At 72.9% G+C, this 17,090-nt stretch carries 15 protein-coding genes; 3 read left to right on the top strand and 12 right to left on the bottom strand.

Annotated elements, in window-relative coordinates:
* Positions 1-16 precede the first annotated feature (16 nt).
* The 6 genes from ACFXB5_RS44090 to manD all read right to left on the bottom strand — a co-directional run bounded on the left by ACFXB5_RS44090 (position 17) and on the right by manD (position 9,347).
* A complete protein-coding gene (locus ACFXB5_RS44090; protein WP_385219407.1) occupies positions 17-3,583 on the bottom strand; it encodes a phosphodiester glycosidase family protein in 3,567 nt (1,188 codons plus the stop codon).
* 153 nt (positions 3,584-3,736) lie between these two features.
* Positions 3,737-4,159: a YchJ family protein gene (locus tag ACFXB5_RS44085; RefSeq protein ID WP_385219405.1), complete on the bottom strand. Its 423-nt coding sequence runs from the start codon at positions 4,157-4,159 to the stop codon at positions 3,737-3,739.
* Positions 4,160-4,240: 81 nt separating this feature from the next.
* On the bottom strand, positions 4,241-5,248 hold the full coding sequence (locus ACFXB5_RS44080; protein ID WP_385219404.1) for an NAD(P)-dependent alcohol dehydrogenase: 1,008 nt from the start codon (positions 5,246-5,248) through the stop codon (positions 4,241-4,243).
* Between the two features lie 38 nt (positions 5,249-5,286).
* Positions 5,287-6,666: an MFS transporter gene (locus tag ACFXB5_RS44075; protein WP_385219402.1), complete on the bottom strand. Its 1,380-nt coding sequence runs from the start codon at positions 6,664-6,666 to the stop codon at positions 5,287-5,289.
* A 33-nt stretch (positions 6,667-6,699) separates the two neighbouring features.
* Entirely contained in the window at positions 6,700-8,133 is a 1,434-nt protein-coding gene (locus tag ACFXB5_RS44070) for a mannitol dehydrogenase family protein (protein WP_385219400.1), read from the bottom strand.
* A complete protein-coding gene (gene manD, locus ACFXB5_RS44065; protein ID WP_385219398.1) occupies positions 8,130-9,347 on the bottom strand; it encodes a D-mannonate dehydratase ManD in 1,218 nt (405 codons plus the stop codon). The genes ACFXB5_RS44070 and manD overlap by 4 nt, the downstream gene beginning before the upstream one ends.
* 107 nt (positions 9,348-9,454) lie before the next feature.
* On the opposite strand from manD, the gene ACFXB5_RS44060 reads away from it, so the two are divergent.
* Positions 9,455-10,213, top strand: coding sequence for a GntR family transcriptional regulator (locus ACFXB5_RS44060; protein ID WP_385219397.1), 759 nt, complete (start codon positions 9,455-9,457; stop codon positions 10,211-10,213).
* Positions 10,214-10,230: 17 nt separating this feature from the next.
* Here ACFXB5_RS44060 and ACFXB5_RS44055 read toward each other — a convergent pair whose 3' ends face one another.
* The 3 genes from ACFXB5_RS44055 to ACFXB5_RS44045 are packed head-to-tail and all read right to left on the bottom strand — an operon-like array spanning position 10,231 to position 11,751.
* Positions 10,231-10,992 (bottom strand): aminotransferase class IV, encoded by a 762-nt coding sequence (locus ACFXB5_RS44055; RefSeq protein ID WP_385219395.1) that lies wholly within the window; start codon positions 10,990-10,992, stop codon positions 10,231-10,233.
* Complete coding sequence (locus ACFXB5_RS44050; RefSeq protein ID WP_385219393.1) at positions 10,989-11,360, bottom strand: VOC family protein; 372 nt, start codon at positions 11,358-11,360, stop codon at positions 10,989-10,991. Before ACFXB5_RS44050 ends, ACFXB5_RS44055 begins: the two co-directional genes overlap by 4 nt.
* A 19-nt stretch (positions 11,361-11,379) precedes the next feature.
* Positions 11,380-11,751, bottom strand: a complete 372-nt coding sequence (locus tag ACFXB5_RS44045; RefSeq protein WP_385219391.1) for a MerR family transcriptional regulator — start codon at positions 11,749-11,751, stop codon at positions 11,380-11,382.
* Between the two features lie 269 nt (positions 11,752-12,020).
* On the opposite strand from ACFXB5_RS44045, the gene ACFXB5_RS44040 reads away from it, so the two are divergent.
* A complete protein-coding gene (locus tag ACFXB5_RS44040; protein ID WP_385219389.1) occupies positions 12,021-14,246 on the top strand; it encodes a sulfatase in 2,226 nt (741 codons plus the stop codon).
* A gap of 24 nt (positions 14,247-14,270) precedes the next feature.
* Here ACFXB5_RS44040 and nrfD read toward each other — a convergent pair whose 3' ends face one another.
* The 3 genes from nrfD to ACFXB5_RS44025 are packed head-to-tail and all read right to left on the bottom strand — an operon-like array spanning position 14,271 to position 16,386.
* Positions 14,271-15,320, bottom strand: coding sequence for an NrfD/PsrC family molybdoenzyme membrane anchor subunit (nrfD, locus tag ACFXB5_RS44035; protein ID WP_385219387.1), 1,050 nt, complete (start codon positions 15,318-15,320; stop codon positions 14,271-14,273).
* Positions 15,320-16,237 carry a 4Fe-4S dicluster domain-containing protein gene (locus ACFXB5_RS44030; RefSeq protein WP_385219385.1) on the bottom strand — a complete coding sequence of 306 codons (918 nt, stop codon included), beginning with the start codon at positions 16,235-16,237 and terminating at the stop codon, positions 15,320-15,322. The genes nrfD and ACFXB5_RS44030 overlap by 1 nt, the downstream gene beginning before the upstream one ends.
* On the bottom strand, positions 16,234-16,386 hold the full coding sequence (locus tag ACFXB5_RS44025; protein ID WP_385219414.1) for a hypothetical protein: 153 nt from the start codon (positions 16,384-16,386) through the stop codon (positions 16,234-16,236). The genes ACFXB5_RS44030 and ACFXB5_RS44025 overlap by 4 nt, the downstream gene beginning before the upstream one ends.
* 123 nt (positions 16,387-16,509) lie before the next feature.
* Between ACFXB5_RS44025 and ACFXB5_RS44020 the strand changes: the two genes are divergently transcribed.
* A partial coding sequence (locus ACFXB5_RS44020) for a DUF429 domain-containing protein (protein WP_385219384.1) occupies positions 16,510-17,090 on the top strand: 581 nt, incomplete at its 3' end.

Below are 17,090 nucleotides of genomic sequence, written 5' to 3'. Positions count from 1 at the left end.
TGGGGGCGTGGGTGGGTCATCTGTGGGGGGGCGCGGGCCCGGCGCCAGCCCCCCCCCCCCCCCCCCGCCCCCCCCCCCCCCCCCGGGCCCCCCCCCCCGCCGCGGTGACGGTGAACCGCGCCTGTGCGATGGCGCCGTTCACGCTCACCGCGAGGGTGGCCGTTCCCGGGCGCAGCGCGGTCAGCCTGCCGGTCGCCGGGTCGTACGCCGCCACATCGCGGCGCCCGGCGTTGTCCGGATCGCCGATGTGGAGGTTGGGCGAGCCGGTCCAGTCCGCGCTGAGCGGGAAGCCGACCGGCACCCGGCGGGCAGCGGTCCCCTCGCCCTGGAGGACGGTGGCGGTGACGTCGGCGTCCTCCCCGGTGCGCAGTTCGGCCGGGGCGGTGACGGTCAGCCCGTCCACATGGGCGCGGGTCTGCACGGACACCCAGTCCGGGCCGCCCTGCCACGGCGCGTGGCGCGCGGCCGCCTGATCCCGCCCCGAGACGTGGTCCACGCCGACCATCGACCAGCCGGTGAAGCCGCCCTGACCGGGTGGGGTGGCGGGGTTCTTGCCCGAGTTGCCGTTGATCAGGTACGGGACGCCGTCCACCCGGGAGGCGTGGAAGGTGCCGACGTGGCTGCCGATGAAGCCCGCGCCCTTGCCGGTGGTGCGGCGGAAGTCGGCCAGCCAGCCCTCCAGCAGCGCCGCCTCCTTGCGGTCGCCGAGCTGGCTGCCCTGCTGCGGGGTGGGGTCACGCGGCGGCACATGCTCGATCACCATGACCGAGCCGATGTCCGGGTCCTCGGCGGCCGCGTCCAGCTGGGCGCGCAACTCCTTGATCTGGTCGAAGCCACCGGCGCGCAGCCCCAGACGTGAGGTGTCCAGGGTGAGGAAGCGGGTGCCTCGGTGGTCGAACGTGCGGTGGGCGGGACCGAATTCGCCTGTGAAGTTGTCGATGGAGCCGCCCATCACCTCGTGGTTGCCCGGCACGTAAGTCCAGGGCAGCTCATCGCCCAGTTCTTCCTTCAGCACGGTGCGGGCGAAGGAGAGATCGGCTGGGGAGCCCTCGTCCACCAAGTCACCGTTGATCACCAGGAAGTCGGGCTTGGCCGCCTTGATCTCGCGCAGGGTGCGGCGGGCCTGGGCGACGATCGGGCTGTTCGGATCGCGGGCCACGAACTGCGCGTCGGACATCACCGCGAACCGCCAGTCGCGTCCCCGCGTCCGGGCGGCGGTGGAGATCAGCGGATCGGGGCGCACGCTCTCCGTGGGCAGTTCGACGGAGGGCGGCACCCGTGCGGTGAGGTCGTCGATGACCACACTGCCGGTGTACTGGCGGGTGGCGGAGGTCTCGGCGAGGTAGAAGCGGTTGACCTTCAGCGGATAGGCGATCCCGGTCGGTACGGCGAAGTCGACATGTCGCCATCCGGTCCAGGTCACATACGGCCCGCGGAGCAACTGGTCCGAGCCCGCCGCGTCCTTGAGGTGCAGGGTGGGCCATGCCCCCTTGCCATCGCCCTTGATCCACAGGCCGAAGGACTGCGGCTGCCCGTCCACCGCGATCTGCTGGGGCGGGGTGACATAGGCGGCGCGGGTGGCGGTGGACTGGGTGAAGTCGTAGTCCAGCTTGAGCCCGGTGCCGCTGTGCCCGTCGGGTGTGGCCTCGGCCGAACCGGAGGCGCGGGCCTGGCTGAAGGTCCAGCGGTCGGCGTCGTCGAAGGACGCCTCCTGCCGCTCGGTCAGGCCGACGGTGACGGCGAGCACCGTGGTCGTGCCGCCGACGGCGACCTTGACCTGTCCCGCGGCCTGGTCGTGGCGCGCCTTGACGGTGAAGGTGCCGGTCCGGGGGTCAGGGGCGATGTCGAACAGCGCGTGGTCGTACGACAGTCGCACATCGGACGGTTCGACCGGGGCGCTGGTGCCGTGCGCGTCCAGGCCGACGATGCCGAACCGGCCCGTGGCCTCGGCGTCGGCCAGGCCGACCAGCCGGCTGGTCGGCTGGATCCGGTCCAGCCGGTCCAGGACGGTGAGATCCAGGTCGCCATGGGCGGCGCCGCGCCGGGCGGTGACGGTGGTGTCGCCGCCGTGGCGGGCGGTGAAGGTGCCGTCGGCATCGACCCGGCCGATGTGGGAATCGTCCGTCCGCCACTGCGGCGCGCCCTCGGCGGGGCCGTATGTCTCGTCGTAACCGGCGGCGGTGAGGCGGCGGGTGAGCCCGGGGAAGACCCGCTCGGGGTGGCCGCCCCGGACCGGGTCGGCGGTGGGCGCGGACGCGCGGTCCATCGCGGTGTCCACCCAGAAGCCCTTGAGGCGGCCGCTGCCGTCGGGGGCGGTGAGGGCCAGGCCGTTGGGTACGTTGCGCTCGGTCCCGTCGGACGGGCTGTTCTCCACCCGGGTGGTGTCGCTGCCGGGCTCGCGGGCGACGAGGGTGGAGGAGCCGCCGCCGTCGAGGTTGAGGGCGCTGTAGGCGCCCGCGTCCTTCATCATCAGGCCCAGCTCGGTGAGGGTGACGCCGCCGCTGTCGGCCTGCCGTCCGTCCACGGTGAGGATCTGCATGGTGCGGCCGTCGCGGGAGAAGCCGACCGCGGTGCGCGGCGCCGTGGCGTTGTTGCCCTCGCCCTCGTGGCCGACCGCCTTGCCGTCCACCACCAGCAGTTCGCGGCCGCCGAGGGCGGTGCGCGGCAGGTCGCCGCCGTCGGTACGGGGCCGGTACTCCATCGACACCGCGTCGCCGACGGCCAGTTCGGACAGGGTGTCGGCCCCGGCGTCCCGGCCGACCAGCACGGTCGCGTCGGCCGGGATCGGGCCCTTGCCGGGCGCGCCGGCCGCCTGGGTGACCTTGCCGTCCACGACCGTGACCTCGGCGGTGCGCCGTGCGCCGTCCACGGTCTGGGCGCGGTCCGCCTCGCCCCACTGGGCGGTGTACGCCCCGATGCCGGTGGCCGGGACGTTGGCGGCGTTGAGCGCCGCGAGCGGGTGGGGGCCGTCGGGGAGGGTCAGGGTGCCGTCGAAGTAGAGCTGGAGGACGCGGCCGGCGTCGGCCGGGCCGATGCCGACGGCCCGGGCGGGCCCGGCGGCGGAGGCGGAGTTGACGAGGCGGCCGTCGCCGATGCCGTTGCCCTCGGGGGCGCCGGTCTGGTTGATGTCGAAGAAGTCACCGTTGATGGCCGCGACCGTGCGGCGCCCCGGCCCGGGGTCGTGCTCGGCGGCCAGTTGGGAGACGGTCCGGCGCCCCGCGACCTGGTCGGGGTGGAGATAGTCGACCTTGGTGCCGTCGGCCAGGTCCACCGACAACGAGTCGACCCGCAGCCATTTGTCCGACTCCAGCCGGTCGTACGAGGTCAGCCGCACCCCCGGGGCGACCGGCCGGGAGGAGCGGGCGGTCTGCACCCCGTCCCCGTCGGCCACGGACCGGGTGCCGGTCGCGCCGCTGGCGGCCGGGGGCGCGACCGGGCGCAGCATCTCCGAGGACGACCTGGGGGCGGGTTCGGGCGCCGGGGCGGGGGTGTTGTCGGCGGTGGCCTGGCCGGCGGCGCCCAGCACGAGGGCGGACACCGCGGCCAGGGCCGCCAGTGGTCTGGCGAACGCGACAGGAGGCACGGCAACTCCATGGGGCCAGGGGACACGCGTGGTTCACACGCACAGCGCCCCAGCATCGCCCCGGAGTTGACCGGGCACCAGAAGGCGTCGGCGACGACACGGGAAACAAATGACCAAGTCGGTGCGGACCGTGATCGCTGACGCGGGGTGAGATCAGTCTTCGGTCACACCGTCGAGATAGACCCAGGCGCCCTCGTGGCGTACGAAGCGGCTGTTCTCGTGGAGCGAGCCCGCGCGGCCGCCCTGGGTGTAGTGGGCGCGGAACTCGACGGTGCCCGTGGTGTGGAACGCGCTGCCCTCGGTGGTGCCCAGGATCTCCAGGCGCACCCAGGTCAGCCCCGGGTCGAGGCCCGTGCCGGGCGGCCGGGTGGTGGGGTGCCAACTGCGCAGCAGATACGCCTCGTCCCCGACGGCGAAGGCGCTGTAGCGCGAGCGCATCAGCTGCTCGGCGGTGGTCGCCGGGGCCTGGCCGCGGTGCAGTCGGCCGCAGCAGTCGTCATAGGCCGCGGGCAGCCCGCAGGGGCAGGCGGCCGGGGTGGGGCGGGCCGGCCGCGGGCGTGGGGTACGTCGGGACATGATCCCCATTTTGACGGGTGGGACGGACGGGGTGCGGCGGGGCCACGGCCGCCCGGAACCTGTCTCAGGGGCCTGGGCGGCTCAGGGTTCGATGACGACCTTCAGCTGCGCCGGGTCGGTGAGCGCCGTCCGGAGCGCGTCCGCCGAACGTTCCAGCGGGAAGCGCGTGGTGATCAGCGACTCCAGGTCGACCCGTCCGGTGGCGGCCAGGGACACCGCGGCGGGGAACTCCCCGGCGTAGCGGAAGGCGGTGACCAGGCTGAGTTCCTGGCGCTGCATCCAGGCCAGCGGGAGCGCGGTCCGGGGCTGGGGCGGGTTGCCGACGGCGACCAGGGTGCCGCCGGGGCGTACCGCGTGGGCGGCAGCGGCCAGGGCGGCCTCGATGCCGGAGCAGTCGAGCGCGATGTCGAACAGCGGCTCCTGAGGGAGGGGTTCGCGGGAGGTGTCCAGGGTCCGGTCGGCTCCCAGGCGGTGGGCGTGGGCCAGTCGGCCGGGGTTGATGTCGGTCACCACGGTCTCGCCCGCCCCGACCGCGCGGGCGGCCTGGAGGACCAGCAGGCCGATCGGCCCGGCGCCGGTGACCAGCACCCGGTCCCCGGCCGCGATCGCGCCGCGGCGCACCGCGTGCAGGGCCACCGCGAGGGGTTCGATGAGCGCACCGGAGGTGAGGGGGAAGTCGTCGGGGAGGGGGTGGGTGAACTCCTGGGGCACGGCCAGGTGTCCGGTGAGGGAGCCGTGGGTGGGCGGGGAGCCGAAGCAGCGGCCGTGGGGGCACTGGTTGTAGCGGCCCGCGCGGCAGGCGCGGCAGCGTCCGCAGGGGATGGCGGGCTCGATCGCGACCCGGGTGCCCGCGGGCAGTGGGCCGTCGCCCGCCACGACCGTTCCGGCCGCCTCGTGGCCGAGCGCGGTGGGGGAGCGGAGCACATTGGGGCCGTTCTCGCCGTGGGCGTAGTAGTGCAGGTCGGAGCCGCACAGCCCGACCGCGCCGATCTCCACGAGGACCTCGCCGGGGGCGGGCCCGGGAATCGGGTGCCGCTCGATGCGCACATCCTTCGGGCCGTGCAGGATCGCGGCGGTGGCGTCGTTCATCGGGTGGTTCTCCTGGTGCGCGAGGACGTGAAGGGGGCTCAGGCGGCGGTCAGCCGCAGCGGTTCGACGCGCTTGACGACCAGGCCGTAGGTGAGGGCGCCGACGATGCACAGCGCCCCGGACAGCATCAGCGGGGCGACGAAGGAGTGGTGGAAGAAGCCCAGCAGCAGACCGGTGGTGGTCGAGCCGAGCACCCCGGCGAGGTTGGAGGCGAAGTTCTGGATGCCGCCGAGCGAGGCGACATGGCGCGGGGTGGGCGCGACGTCGGCGGGCAGGCTGGCCACCGAGGCGGCGGAGAAGGCCAGGCTGGCGTAGCTGACGGACAGCAGAGCGAGGGCCCACATGGCGCTGGGGACGAGGACGGCGAAGGCGATGACGGAGGAGAAGAGCATTCCGCACACCAGACAGGTCTTGCGGGCCCGGGTCACCGACCAGCCGCGGCGCAGCAGGGTGTCGCTGGTCCAGCCGCCGAGCAGGCTGCCGCCGATGGCGACGATGCCGGGCAGGGCGCCGTAGAAGCCCAGTTTGAGCAGGTCGAAGCCGCGGGCGTCGACGAGGTAGCTGGGGAACCAGGTGATGAAGAAGTAGATGACGTAGTTGAGGCAGAAGAAGCCGATCATCATGCCCCAGACCGTGCGGTGGCGGAACAGGTCGCGCCAGCGGACGGTGGGCTCCTCCGGCGCCGTCGTCTCCTCGGCGGGGTTCTCCTCGAGCCGGGCGCCGCCCGCCGTGACGTAGGCACGTTCCTCGGCGCTGAGCCCGCCGCGGGCCGAGGGCTCGCGGTACGCCTTGAGCCACAGCGCCACCCACAGCAGGGCCACGGCGCCGGTGACCCAGAACGCCATCCGCCAGCCCTGCCAGGCGATCAGCGCGGTCACGACGGGGGCGGCGACGGCGGTGCCGGCGCGGGCGCCGTTGTCCCAGACGCTGTTGGCCAGGGCCCGTTCGCGGACCGGGAACCAGCGGGAGACGGACTTGGCGCACGAGGGGTACGCGGGGGCCTCGCCCGCGCCGAGGGCGAGGCGGGCGAAGAGCAGGCTGCCGATGCCCCGGACGAATCCGGTGCCCACGGTGACCAGTGACCAGATCAGCCCGCCGATGGCGAACATGCGCTTCTCGCCGTAGCGGTCGATGAGCGCCCCGGCGGGCAGTTGGCCCAGCGCGTAGGTCACGAAGAACATGCTGAGGATGACGCCCTGCCACTCGGGGCCGATGTGCAGGTCATCGGTCATATAGGGCAGGGAGATGGAGATGGTGGCGCGGTCGACGTAGTTGACGGTCATGCCCAGGAAGCAGAGGAAGACCATCAGCCAGCGGGTGTTGTGGCGCGGCCCGCGGGGGCGCGGTGGTCCGGTCGTGGCCTCGTCCTGGGGTGGGGATGGCTGGTCGGTGGCGGGGACGGCTCTGGGGGTCTTCAAGGCGGCTCTCCTTTGAAGGGGTGGTGCGTGGGGTCAGCGCGGTGGCCGGGCGCCGGGGTCCAGTTCCGCCCGTACGGACGCGACGAGGGCGGTGTCGTCGGCGAGGTCCTCGGCGCCCAGCAGCCGCAGCAGCCGGCGCGGGGCCTCGGTGTGCGGGCCGTCCCAGGCGCGCCGCAGCTCCTCGGCCCGGGGGTCGTCCAGGGGGCGGTCGCGGGTGAGGCGGGCCCAGGCGGCGAGGGCGGTGGCCAGGAGCGGGGTGTCCCGTCCGGCGGCGCGCAGTTCGCGCAGTGGGGCGAGCCACCGTTCGGGGATCTTCTGGGATCCGTCCATGGCGATCTGCTGGATGCGGTGGTGCATCGCGGGGTTGGCGAAGCGGTCCACCAGGCTGTCGATGTAGGCGGGGAGGTCCAGCCCCTCGGTGGGCGGCAGGCTCTGCGCGGCCTCGGCGCAGTAGGCGCGTACGGTCTCCTCGCCCCAGGGGGTGGCCAGGACATCGGCGACGGTCTCGCATCCGTGTCCGAGCCCGAGATACGCGATGAGCGAGTGGGAGCCGTTGAGCAGCCGGAGCTTGGCGAGCTGGTAGGGGCTGACATCGGGGACGAAGCGCACCCCGGCCGCCTCCCAGCGCGGGCGGTCGGCGGCGAAGATGTCCTGGAGCACCCACTGGGTGAACGGTTCGCCGGTGACCGCGCCCGCGTCGTCCACGGTCAGGGCGCGGGCGGCGGTCCGCCGGTCGGTGTCGGTGGTGGCGGGGACGATGCGGTCGACGACGGTGGCGGGGAAGGCGACCGAGCCGGTGGTCCAGTCCAGCAGGCGGTCGCGGTCGTCCCATGTGGTGGCGGCGATGAACTCCCGTACCAGGCGGCGCAGTACGGCGCCGTTGTCGGCCATGTTGTCGCAGGAGACCAGCGACACCGGGGCGCCGCCGGCCCGCAGCCGGGCGCGCAGCCCCGCCGCGAGCTGCCCGGCCACGCTCGCGGGCGCGGGCCGTCCCGCCAGGTCGTCCCGGATCAGCGGGTCGTCCAGGGCGAGTCCGCCGGTGGCGGCGTCGCGCCGGTAGCCCTTCTCGGTGACGGTGAGGGTGACGACGGTGACCTCGGGGGAGGCGAGGAGCGCGCCGAGCCGGGCGGCGTCGTCGGTGGCGTGCAGCACCTCGGTCACGGTGCCGACCACGCGGGTGGCCGGGCCGTCGGGGCGCCGTTCGGTGAACGAGTACAGCCCGTCCTGTGGGCGCAGCGCGTCCACGACGGACCGGCTGCGCTGGGTGACACCGGCGATGCCCCAGCCGCCGCCGTGCGCGGCCTCGGCGGTTTCGGTGTAGAGGGCCTGGTGGGCGCGGTGGAAGGCGCCGATGCCCAGGTGCACGATCCGGGGGCGCAGCGCCCGCGGGTCGACGGGCGGGCGGCTCTCGGCGGGGACGCGGGGCAGGGTGGCCAGCGACAGGCGTCGCGGGGAGTCGGCGGTCACCAGTCGTGCACCGACCCGTCGGTACGGCGGCTCACCGGGAGGTACTTCGGGTCGTAGGGGAAGCGGGCGGCCGCCTCCTCGTCGAGCTCGATGCCGAGGCCGGGCGTGGCGTGGGGGTGCAGGGCGCCGTCGATCAGCTCGTAGCCGGGCCGGAACACCTCGTGGGTGAGCGGGTCGTGTGCCATGTACTCCTGGATGCCGAAGTTGGGCACGGTGACATCGAGGTGGACGGCCGCCGACATGCTTACCGGGGACAGGTCGGTGGCGCCGTGCGATCCGGTGCGCACCTGGTACAGCTCGGCGAGGTGGAAGATCCGCCGCAGATGGGTGATGCCGCCGGCGTGTACGACCGAGGCGCGGATGTAGTCGATGAGCCGCTCGGTGATGAGCTGCTGGCAGTCCCAGATGGAGTTGAACACCTCGCCGACCGCGATCGGGGTGGTGGTGGACTGGCGGATCTGGCGGAAGGACTCCTGGAGCTCGGCGGGGGTGGGGTCCTCCATCCAGAACAGCCGCACCTCCTCCAGGCTGCGGCCGAGCCGCCCCGCCTCGGTGGGGGTGAGCCGGTGGTGGACGTCGTGCAGCAGGTGGAAGCCGAAACCGAACCGCTCGCGGACCGCCTCCAGATAGCGCGGTGCGAAGTCCAGATACGCCTCGGTGGACCACGGCTGCTCCTCGGGCAGCGCGCCGGTGGCGGGCTCGTAGACGGTGGCGACCGTGCCGTGGCGGATGCCGTAGGTGCCCGGTGAGCCGGGGACGGCGGCCTGGGCGCGGATCGCGCGGTAGCCCATCTCCTGGAAGCGGGCCACGTCGTCCAGCAGCTCGGGGACGTCGCCGCCGCTGGCGTGGCCGTAGACCAGGGCGCCCTCGCGGGCCTTGCCGCCCAGCAGCTCGTACACCGGGAGGCCCGCGACCTTGCCCTTGATGTCCCACAGCGCGGTGTCCACGGCCGAGATGGCGGTCATGGTCACCGGGCCGCGGCGCCAGTAGGCCCCCTTGTAGAGGTAGTGCCAGGTGTCCTCGATGCGGGCGGGGTCGCGCCCGATCAGCAGTGGTACGAGGTGGTCCTCCAGATAGGAGGCGACCGCGAGCTCGCGGCCGTTCAGGGTCGCGTCACCGAGACCGGTCACGCCGTCGGAGGTGGTCACCTTCAGGGTCACGAAATTGCGACCCGGCGAGGTGACGATGACCTTGGCCTCCGTGATCGTGGCCATGTGTACGTGCTCCTCACTGAGCGGGCTCCCGGGGTGGAGTCCGGGCTGTCGGTCGGCTACCATACAAGTACGTCAGCAAGTGGAGTCAAGGGTTCGGAAGGGGCCAGATGGCATCGGCGGAGGGACTGCACGCGGCACGCTCCCGGGGGCGCAACACCCGGCAGCTGGTCCATGAGGTGCTGCGTTCGCGCATCGTCGGCCTGGAGCTGGAGCCCGGCTCCGCCGTCTCGGAGAACGACCTGGCGGCCGAGCTCGGGGTGAGCCGCACTCCCGTCCGCGAGTCCCTGATCCTGCTCGCCGACGAGGGGCTGGTCGACATCTACCCCCAGATGGGCACGTTCGTCTCGCGCATCCGGGAGCGCGATGTGGCCTCCGCCCAGTTCATCCGGGAGGCGCTGGAGTGCGCCGCGCTCCGGGAGGCCATCGGCAGGGCCGGCGCGCGGGACGTGGCCGAGCTGCGGGTGCTGCTCACCGCGCAGGAGGAGGCCGACCGTCAGTCCGACATGGAGGGCTTCTTCCAACTGGACGAGGAGTTCCACGCCCGGCTGATGGCGGTGAGCGGACATGCCTCGGCCTGGCCGGTCGTCAGCCAGGCCAAGGCCCAGCTGGACCGGGCCCGCAGGCTGTCACTGCCGATGACCCAGCAGATGTCCCTGCTCATCGGCCAGCACCGCGAGGTGGTCGACCTGCTGGAGGCGGGCGATCTGGACCGCGCCGACGAGTCGCTCCGCTCCCATCTGCGGCTGGTCTTCAGCGATGTGGAGAAGATCCGCTCCAAGCATCCGGAGCTCTTCAGCGACGAGGACGCCCCCTTGCGGCCCCGCCGCGACACCGCCCGGCGCACCGCCGCCCGGGGGGACCGCTAGCGGCAGCCCCGGCATCCTCAGACGGCGTCCCACTCCACCGCGTCGTACGCCGCGCCTACCCGCCGCATCAGCTCCGCGTCGACCGCGTACTCCACCTCGTCGATCCGCCGCACCGGCGCGAATCCCTGCGAGTTGGTGAGGAACGCCGACCGGTAGGAGGAGAGGTCGGCGAGGGTGACGCGGCGGCGGGCCGAGGGCAGGCGCGGGGCGAGCAGGGCCATGGTGATGCCGAGCAGTGAGGGGGCGTCCGGCCAGATCACGGACGAGCCGTCCCAGAAGGCGATATTGGTGATCGCGCCCTCGGCCACCACGCCCCGCGGGTCGGCCAGGAGGGCCTCGTCGTGCCCGGCCCGGTGCGCGGCGGTGAGGTAGTGGTGCTGCCCGAAGCCGCCCAGGTGCTTGATGTGGGGGAGCTCGCGGACGAAGGGGACCGACATCACGGACTTCGGCTCCGTGGCCATCGTCTGCGGGGGACGCACCGTGACCATCACGGTGGCCCGCTCGTCGCCCTCGGGCCAGTAGACATACACCCGGAGCGAGGCGTCCCGGACCCCGGCGGTCTCCAGGGCGTGCCGGACGTCCGCCCGTACGCGCGCGTCGTCGAGGTCGCCGTCGAACAACTCCCGGGTCGCCGAGCGCAGCCGCTCGAGATGGAGACCGAGGCCGCGGACCCGGGCGTCCCTGATCTGCATGGCCGTGAAGTGGCCGTAGCTGGTGAGCGCGGGCAGCCGCAGGGTGTCCGCGGTGGCGGGCGATCCGTTGATCTCGATGTGGCTCATCCGGCCACGTCCCCGGGCTCCCGGCGGTGGGTCAGCACATTGATCACCCGGCCGTTGGGGTCGCGGACGAAGAAGCGGCGCACCCCCCACTCCTCGTCCCGCAGGGGGTGGACGATCTCGGCGCCGCTGTCGCGCATCGCCGCGTAGGCCGCGTCCACGTCGTCCACCTCGATGCTCAGATCGGGGACCACCGGCCCGGTCTCGTCGTCGGTCATCACACCGATCTGGGCCGTGGGGTTGGTGGGGGAGGCGAGGGTCATGACCCAGCCGAGGTTCATCACCTCCTCGAGGCCCAGGAGACCGTAGAACTCCCGGTTCTCCCGCATCGCTTCGGACCGGACGTTGGGTACGACACGGCGGACGGTCATCGCGGGCTCCCCCGGTGGTTCAGCTGCTGGTGTGGTTACCGATCACGGCGTCAAGATACTCGGAGATCGCGTCCCGGTTGCGGGTCAGGCAGTCGATGCGCCGGGTCATGCGGTCCCGCTCGTTCTCCAGCGTGGCGATCATCTCCGGTGTGGCATCGGAGAAGTGAATGAGCCGGGGCTTGTCCAGACACGGCAGGATCTGCTTGATGACGCGGGTGGGGAGCCCGGCGTCGAGCAGGCCCCTGATCTGCAGCACCCGGTCGACGAGCCGCTCGTCGTAGGAGCGGTAGCCGTTCGCGCAGCGGTCGGGCAGGATCAGCCCCTGCTCCTCGTAATAGCGCAACAGCCGACGCGGTGTGCCGGTGCGCTCCGACAGCTCTCCGATGCGCATGCGCGGATTCCCCTCACCTTCACATCCGTGTGAGGGATGCAGCGTAACGTCGGGGCGGGCGCACTCGCGAGGGGCGGAACGCGCCGGGAAAAGTGCCAGGTGATTGAACGCGGACCCCCGGCACGCCGTACGGATAACGACGGGCCCGGCCACCCGAGCCGGGTCCGCCGTGCCACCACCGGGCTTCGCAGGGAAGGACCTTCGGGTTGTCGCGCCAATCGAGCTCTCGTCAGCGGTCGGAAACGGACAAGGGAACCACGGAGGAGGGCTTGACGGAGGGCCCGTCACCGGAGGGTCCACCTGAGCGCACGCCGGATGTCCCCGCCCAGGGGCGGGATGACGCCGGGGAGCGGGACACGGCCCCCGCCCAGGCGGCGGACACCGTCGCGGACGCGGACACCGCCCGGGACGCGGACACGGACGCCACCGCGGACGCGGACACCGCCCGGGACACGGACACCGCCCGGGACACGGACACCGCCCGGGACGCGGACACCGTCGCGGACACGGACACGGACACGGACACCGCCCGGGACACGGACACCGCCCGGGACGCGGACACCGCCCGGGACACGGACACCGCCCGGGACACGGACACCGTCGCGGACACGGGCGTCTCCGCCGGACACGACGACTCCCCGGAGCCATCCGGCGATGCGGAGGAGGCGGCGGACCCGGAGGAGACCACCGTGACCGGCCCGCTGGCCGGTACCGTCCCCGACGCGGCCCCCACCCGCAAGGGGTGGCGGGTCAAGTACCCCGTCGTGGCACGGACGGTGGCGTGGACGGTCACGGGGCTGTCCCTCGCCCTCGTGTTCATCGCCCTCCTCCTGCCGACCAAACTCGCCCTCGTCGAACCCCGCGCCTTCATGCGCATCCCGGTGGAGGGCATCTTCGGCGCCACGCTGCTGCTCATGCTGCCGACGATGGCGCGGCGGGTGGTGGCGGTGCTCGCCGGGGCGGCCCTCGGGGCGCTGACCATCCTGAACCTCCTCGACATCGGCTTCAACGAGTTCCTCGGCCGTGGGTTCAACGTGGTGCTCGACTGGATACTGCTGGACGACGCCGAGTCGTACCTCAAGGACTCGATCGGCGGGACGGCCGCCACCGTCGCCGTGATCGGGGTCGTGGTGCTCGCCGTCGCCCTGCTCGTCCTGATGGCGCTCGCCGTCCTGCGGGTCAGCAACGTCATGGCGCGGAACACCGCCGTGTCCACCCGTACCACCCTGGTGCTCGGCACCGTCTGGGTGATGTGCGCGGCGCTCGGGGTGCAGGTGGCCGGGGCACCGTTCGCGTCCAGGAGCACCACCGCGCTGGTCCAGGACCGGGCGGAGCGGGTGCGCAAGACCCTCAAGGACGAGCGGGAGTTCGCCAAGGTGGCCGCCGTGGACACCTACGGCGACACCCCCGGCGACCAGCTGCTGACCGGGTTGCGCGGCAAGGACATGATGTTCACCTTCATCGAGAGCTACGGCCGCTCGGCCATCGAGGACCCGGCGATCGCGCCCGGTGTGGACAAGACGCTGAAGAACGCCACCAAGCGGCTGGGCAAGGCCGGGTTCGCTTCCAAGAGCGGCTGGCTCACCTCGGCCACGTACGGCGGCAGCAGCTGGCTGGGCCACTCGACCTTCCTCACCGGCCTGTGGATCGACAACCAGAACCGCTACCGCACCGTTACCGCGGGCGACCACATGTCCATCACCCGCGCCTTCCAGCGCACCGGCGCCTGGCGGACCGTCGGCATCATGCCGGGTGTCACCAAGGGCTGGCCGGAGGGCAAGTTCTACGGCCTCGACCATGTCTACGACTCCCGCGACCTCGGCTACAAGGGCCCGAAGTTCAGCTGGTCGACCATGCCCGACCAGTACGCCCTGAAGGCGTTCCAGCGCCTGGAGCACGGCAAGAAGCGCGACAAGCCGCTGATGTCGGAGATCATCCTGACCTCCAGCCACCAGCCCTGGGCGCCCATCCCCAAGACCATCCCCTGGGGCCAGGTCGGCGACGGCTCGGTCTACAAGGCCATCCAGAAGGCGGGCAAGAAGCCGGCGGACGTGTTCACCGACGCCAACAAGGTGAAGACCGAGTACGGAAGGTCCATCCAGTACTCGGTCAACAGCCTCATCGACTATGTGCTGAAGTACGGCAACAAGAACACGGTGCTGGTCTTCCTCGGCGACCACCAGCCCCTCGCCCGGGTCAGCGGCGACAACGCCAGCCGGGACGTGCCGGTGGCGATCGTCGCGCACGACAAGGCGGTGCTGGACCGGATCTCCCACTGGGGCTGGGACGACGGTCTGATGCCGGGCGCGAAGGCCCCGGTGTGGAAGATGAGCTCCTTCCGCGACCGCTTCCTGGACGCCTACGGGCCGAACCCCGGCGGTGGCACGGCGCCCGACTCCCCGTCGGCCTCGCCCAAGGCAACCTCCCCCAAGGCAGCGTCCTCCAAGGCGACCTCGCCCAAGTCAACCTCGCCGTCGCCTTCGGCCAAGCGATAGCCTCTCGATGCTCCTGGCGGCGGGTCAGTCGTCATCCGACCGCTCCCGCCGCGCCTCGAGCCGCTCCCGCTGGGGCAGGACCGTGTACTTCGGGTCCTCCGCCGACCGCATCCCGGCGTGGAACACCCCGAAACGGGTGCACGCCGAGGCCGCCAGCAGGGCGGCGCCGCTGAGGGCCGCGGCGGGGCGGTTGCGGCGGCCGAGGAGGGCGCCGCCGAGCGCGCCCGCCACCGAAAGCACCTCGGCGGCGCGCATCAGCTTGCCCGCCCGGCCCTCGCGGTAGGTCTCGGCGACCACCCCGAGCCGCCGTTCCATGGCCTTGACGGCTGCGGTCTCCATCGCCGTGCCCAGCAGCGCGACGCCGCGCGCCGGGGCGTTCTCGGCGACCGGCGAGGCCAGCAGGGCCATACCGCTCGCCGCCATGGCGGCCGAGCCGACGAAGACGAACGGCAGTTCGCGGTAGCCGTCGTGCCACGCGGGGACGGCCGTGTTGGCGGGCAGCACCGCCGTGTACGAGGCCACCGCCGGGCCCAGCAGGGCCGCCGCCACCGTGGCCGCCCGGCCGGCGCGCGGCAGCCGCCCGGCCACGTCCGAGGCGGCGGCCGCACCGGCCATCGGGCCGTAGGCCGCCAGTACCCATGAGCCGACGCTCATCGGCGAGGTGGGCTTGAAGACCCGCAGCATATTGGCGAACCGCCCGGGGCGCCCGAGGTCGTGGATCAGGGCGGCGGTGGACCCGGCCAGGGCGGCGATCGAGGACACCTTGAGCGCGCGGGCCATGGCCGGACGGGCGGTCAGCTCGGCGCCCGCCGCGAGCACCGACCCGGCACCCGCGAGCCCGCCGAGGAAGAAGTAGCCCGCGATGTCCCGGGGGTTCCAGGGGGGCAGGTTGAGCACCGGCCGCCCGTAGTAGGAGGTGAACTCCGCCCCGGGGACCATCGACTGCTCGCCCTCGCGGCCCTTCCCGCCCTTGCGGCCGCGCCGCTTGCCGTCCCGCATCCCCTTGCCGACCTGCGCGTCCCGGCCCGGCCGGGCGCCGCGGACGCCGTCACGGGTGACGTCCGACTCGCTCATCAGCGCCTCCTTCCGGTACGGCGCCCGCTCGCGTCGGCCTGGGCCGCGAACACGGCGGCCACGCCGCCGAGCAGGGTCAGGGCCGCGGCGCCCGCGTGCCGCCACATCGAGGGCAGATCCCGGGCGGTGACGACCGGGTCCGGCGGCAGCCCGTACACCTCCGGCTCGTCCAGCAGCAGGAAGAAGGCGCCGTCGCCGCCGACGCCGTCCTCCGGGTCGTGTCCGTACAGCCGCGCGTCCTCGACCCCCACCCGGTGCAGCTCCTCGACCCGGGCGGCGGCGCGCTCGCGCAGCTCGTCCAGGGGGCCGAACTGGATGGAGTCGGTGGGGCACGCCTTGGCGCACGCGGGTTCCTGACCGGCGCCCAGCCGGTCGTAGCACAGGGTGCACTTGTGGGCCCCGCCGTCCTCGGGCCGTACGTCGACGACCCCGTACGGACAGGCGGGCACGCAGTAGCCGCAGCCGTTGCAGACGTCGTCCTGGACCACCACGGTCCCGAACTCGGTGCGGAACAGCGCACCGGTCGGACACACGTCCAGGCACGCGGCGTGGGTGCAGTGCTTGCACACGTCCGAGGACATCAGCCACCGCAGCCCGGTCCGCCCATCGCCCCCCGTCCCGTCCCGGCCCGGCGGCTCGTTCTGCTCGATGAAGGCCACATGGCGCCAGGTGGAGGCGGAGAGGCCCTGGGTGTTGTCGAAGGACATGCCGGTGAAGTCCAGCCCGTCCTCCGGGATGGCGTTCCACTCCTTGCACGCCACCTCGCACGCCTTGCAGCCGATGCACACCGAGGTGTCGGTGAAGAAGCCGACCCGGGGCGGATGGTCCTCGTGCCCGGCGTCCCCGGCGACATCCGGTTCGGCTCCGGCGAGCAGATTGCGGCCGATCAGCGATGAGCGTTTCGAGGCGTCGGTCATCCCCGCATCTCCGTTCCGGTCCGCACCGCGATGCCGGAGCGCCGCTCACGGGCGGCGGCCGAGGTGGCGGCGGCGCCGCGGCCGAGTGGGTCGCTTCCGGTCAGCCGGCGGTAGACAGGCCAGTCCTGGATCCATGTACGTACGCCCATAGCCGTCCTTTTCCGCCGTTCTGCCCCGTACCGGCTCATCCGCGTGGTCGGATACGGCGCATGGGTTCCCGTAGCGATGCTTTTCACACTCCGCCCGCACCCGGATGCGCGGAATCGCCCGTCGTGGGGGTGGACGACTGCCGCACCGGCTGGGTGGCCGTGACCCTGGACGAGGAGGGCCGCTTCGCCGGGGCCGACACCGCCGAGGCGCTGAGCGAGCTGCTCGGCCGGGTTCCGGACGCCGTCGTGGTGGCGGTCGACATGCCGCTGGGGCTGCTGGCGGAGGGATGGCGGGAGGCCGACGCCCTGGCCACCGCGATGGTGGCCCCGCACCGCTCCCGGGTCTTCTCCGTACCGCCGCGCGAGGTCTGGGAGGCGGGCGACTACGACGAGGCCAACGAGGTCTGCCGACGGGTGGCCATGAAGGGGCTGAGCCGTCAGTCGTGGGGGCTGGCCGCGAAGCTGCGCGAGGCCAACGCCTGCCGCGACGGGGGCGATCACCGGCTGTACGAGGTCCATCCCGAGGTCTCCTTCACCGCCCTGGACGAGGGGCGGCCCGTGCCCTGGAGCAAGAAGAGCTGGAACGGCCAGGCCGTGCGCCGCCGGCTGCTGGAGGGCCAGGACATCGTCCTGCCCGACGATCTCGGACCGGCCGGGCGGGTGCCGCCCGACGACGTCCTGGACGCCGCGGCGGCGGCCTGGAG

This window comes from Streptomyces sp. NPDC059455 (assembly GCF_042750115.1).
GTDB lineage: Bacteria > Actinomycetota > Actinomycetes > Streptomycetales > Streptomycetaceae > Streptomyces > Streptomyces endocoffeicus.
The sequence above is the reverse complement of the archived record's forward strand: the minus strand, read 5'-3'. Positions and strand labels throughout refer to the sequence as shown.

Excerpts from the sequence above, each read along its gene's own strand:
- ACFXB5_RS44025 (WP_385219414.1), bottom strand. The coding sequence starts at position 16,386 with ATGGGCGTACGTACATGGATCCAGGACTGGCCTGTCTACCGCCGGCTG.
- ACFXB5_RS44030 (WP_385219385.1), bottom strand. The coding sequence starts at position 16,237 with ATGACCGACGCCTCGAAACGCTCATCGCTGATCGGCCGCAATCTGCTC.
- ACFXB5_RS44055 (WP_385219395.1), bottom strand. The coding sequence starts at position 10,992 with ATGAGCCACATCGAGATCAACGGATCGCCCGCCACCGCGGACACCCTG.
- ACFXB5_RS44060 (WP_385219397.1), top strand. The coding sequence starts at position 9,455 with ATGGCATCGGCGGAGGGACTGCACGCGGCACGCTCCCGGGGGCGCAAC.
- manD (WP_385219398.1), bottom strand. The coding sequence starts at position 9,347 with ATGGCCACGATCACGGAGGCCAAGGTCATCGTCACCTCGCCGGGTCGC.
- ACFXB5_RS44045 (WP_385219391.1), bottom strand. The coding sequence starts at position 11,751 with ATGCGCATCGGAGAGCTGTCGGAGCGCACCGGCACACCGCGTCGGCTG.
- ACFXB5_RS44085 (WP_385219405.1), bottom strand. The coding sequence starts at position 4,159 with ATGTCCCGACGTACCCCACGCCCGCGGCCGGCCCGCCCCACCCCGGCC.
- nrfD (WP_385219387.1), bottom strand. The coding sequence starts at position 15,320 with ATGAGCGAGTCGGACGTCACCCGTGACGGCGTCCGCGGCGCCCGGCCG.
- ACFXB5_RS44050 (WP_385219393.1), bottom strand. The coding sequence starts at position 11,360 with ATGACCGTCCGCCGTGTCGTACCCAACGTCCGGTCCGAAGCGATGCGG.
- ACFXB5_RS44080 (WP_385219404.1), bottom strand. The coding sequence starts at position 5,248 with ATGAACGACGCCACCGCCGCGATCCTGCACGGCCCGAAGGATGTGCGC.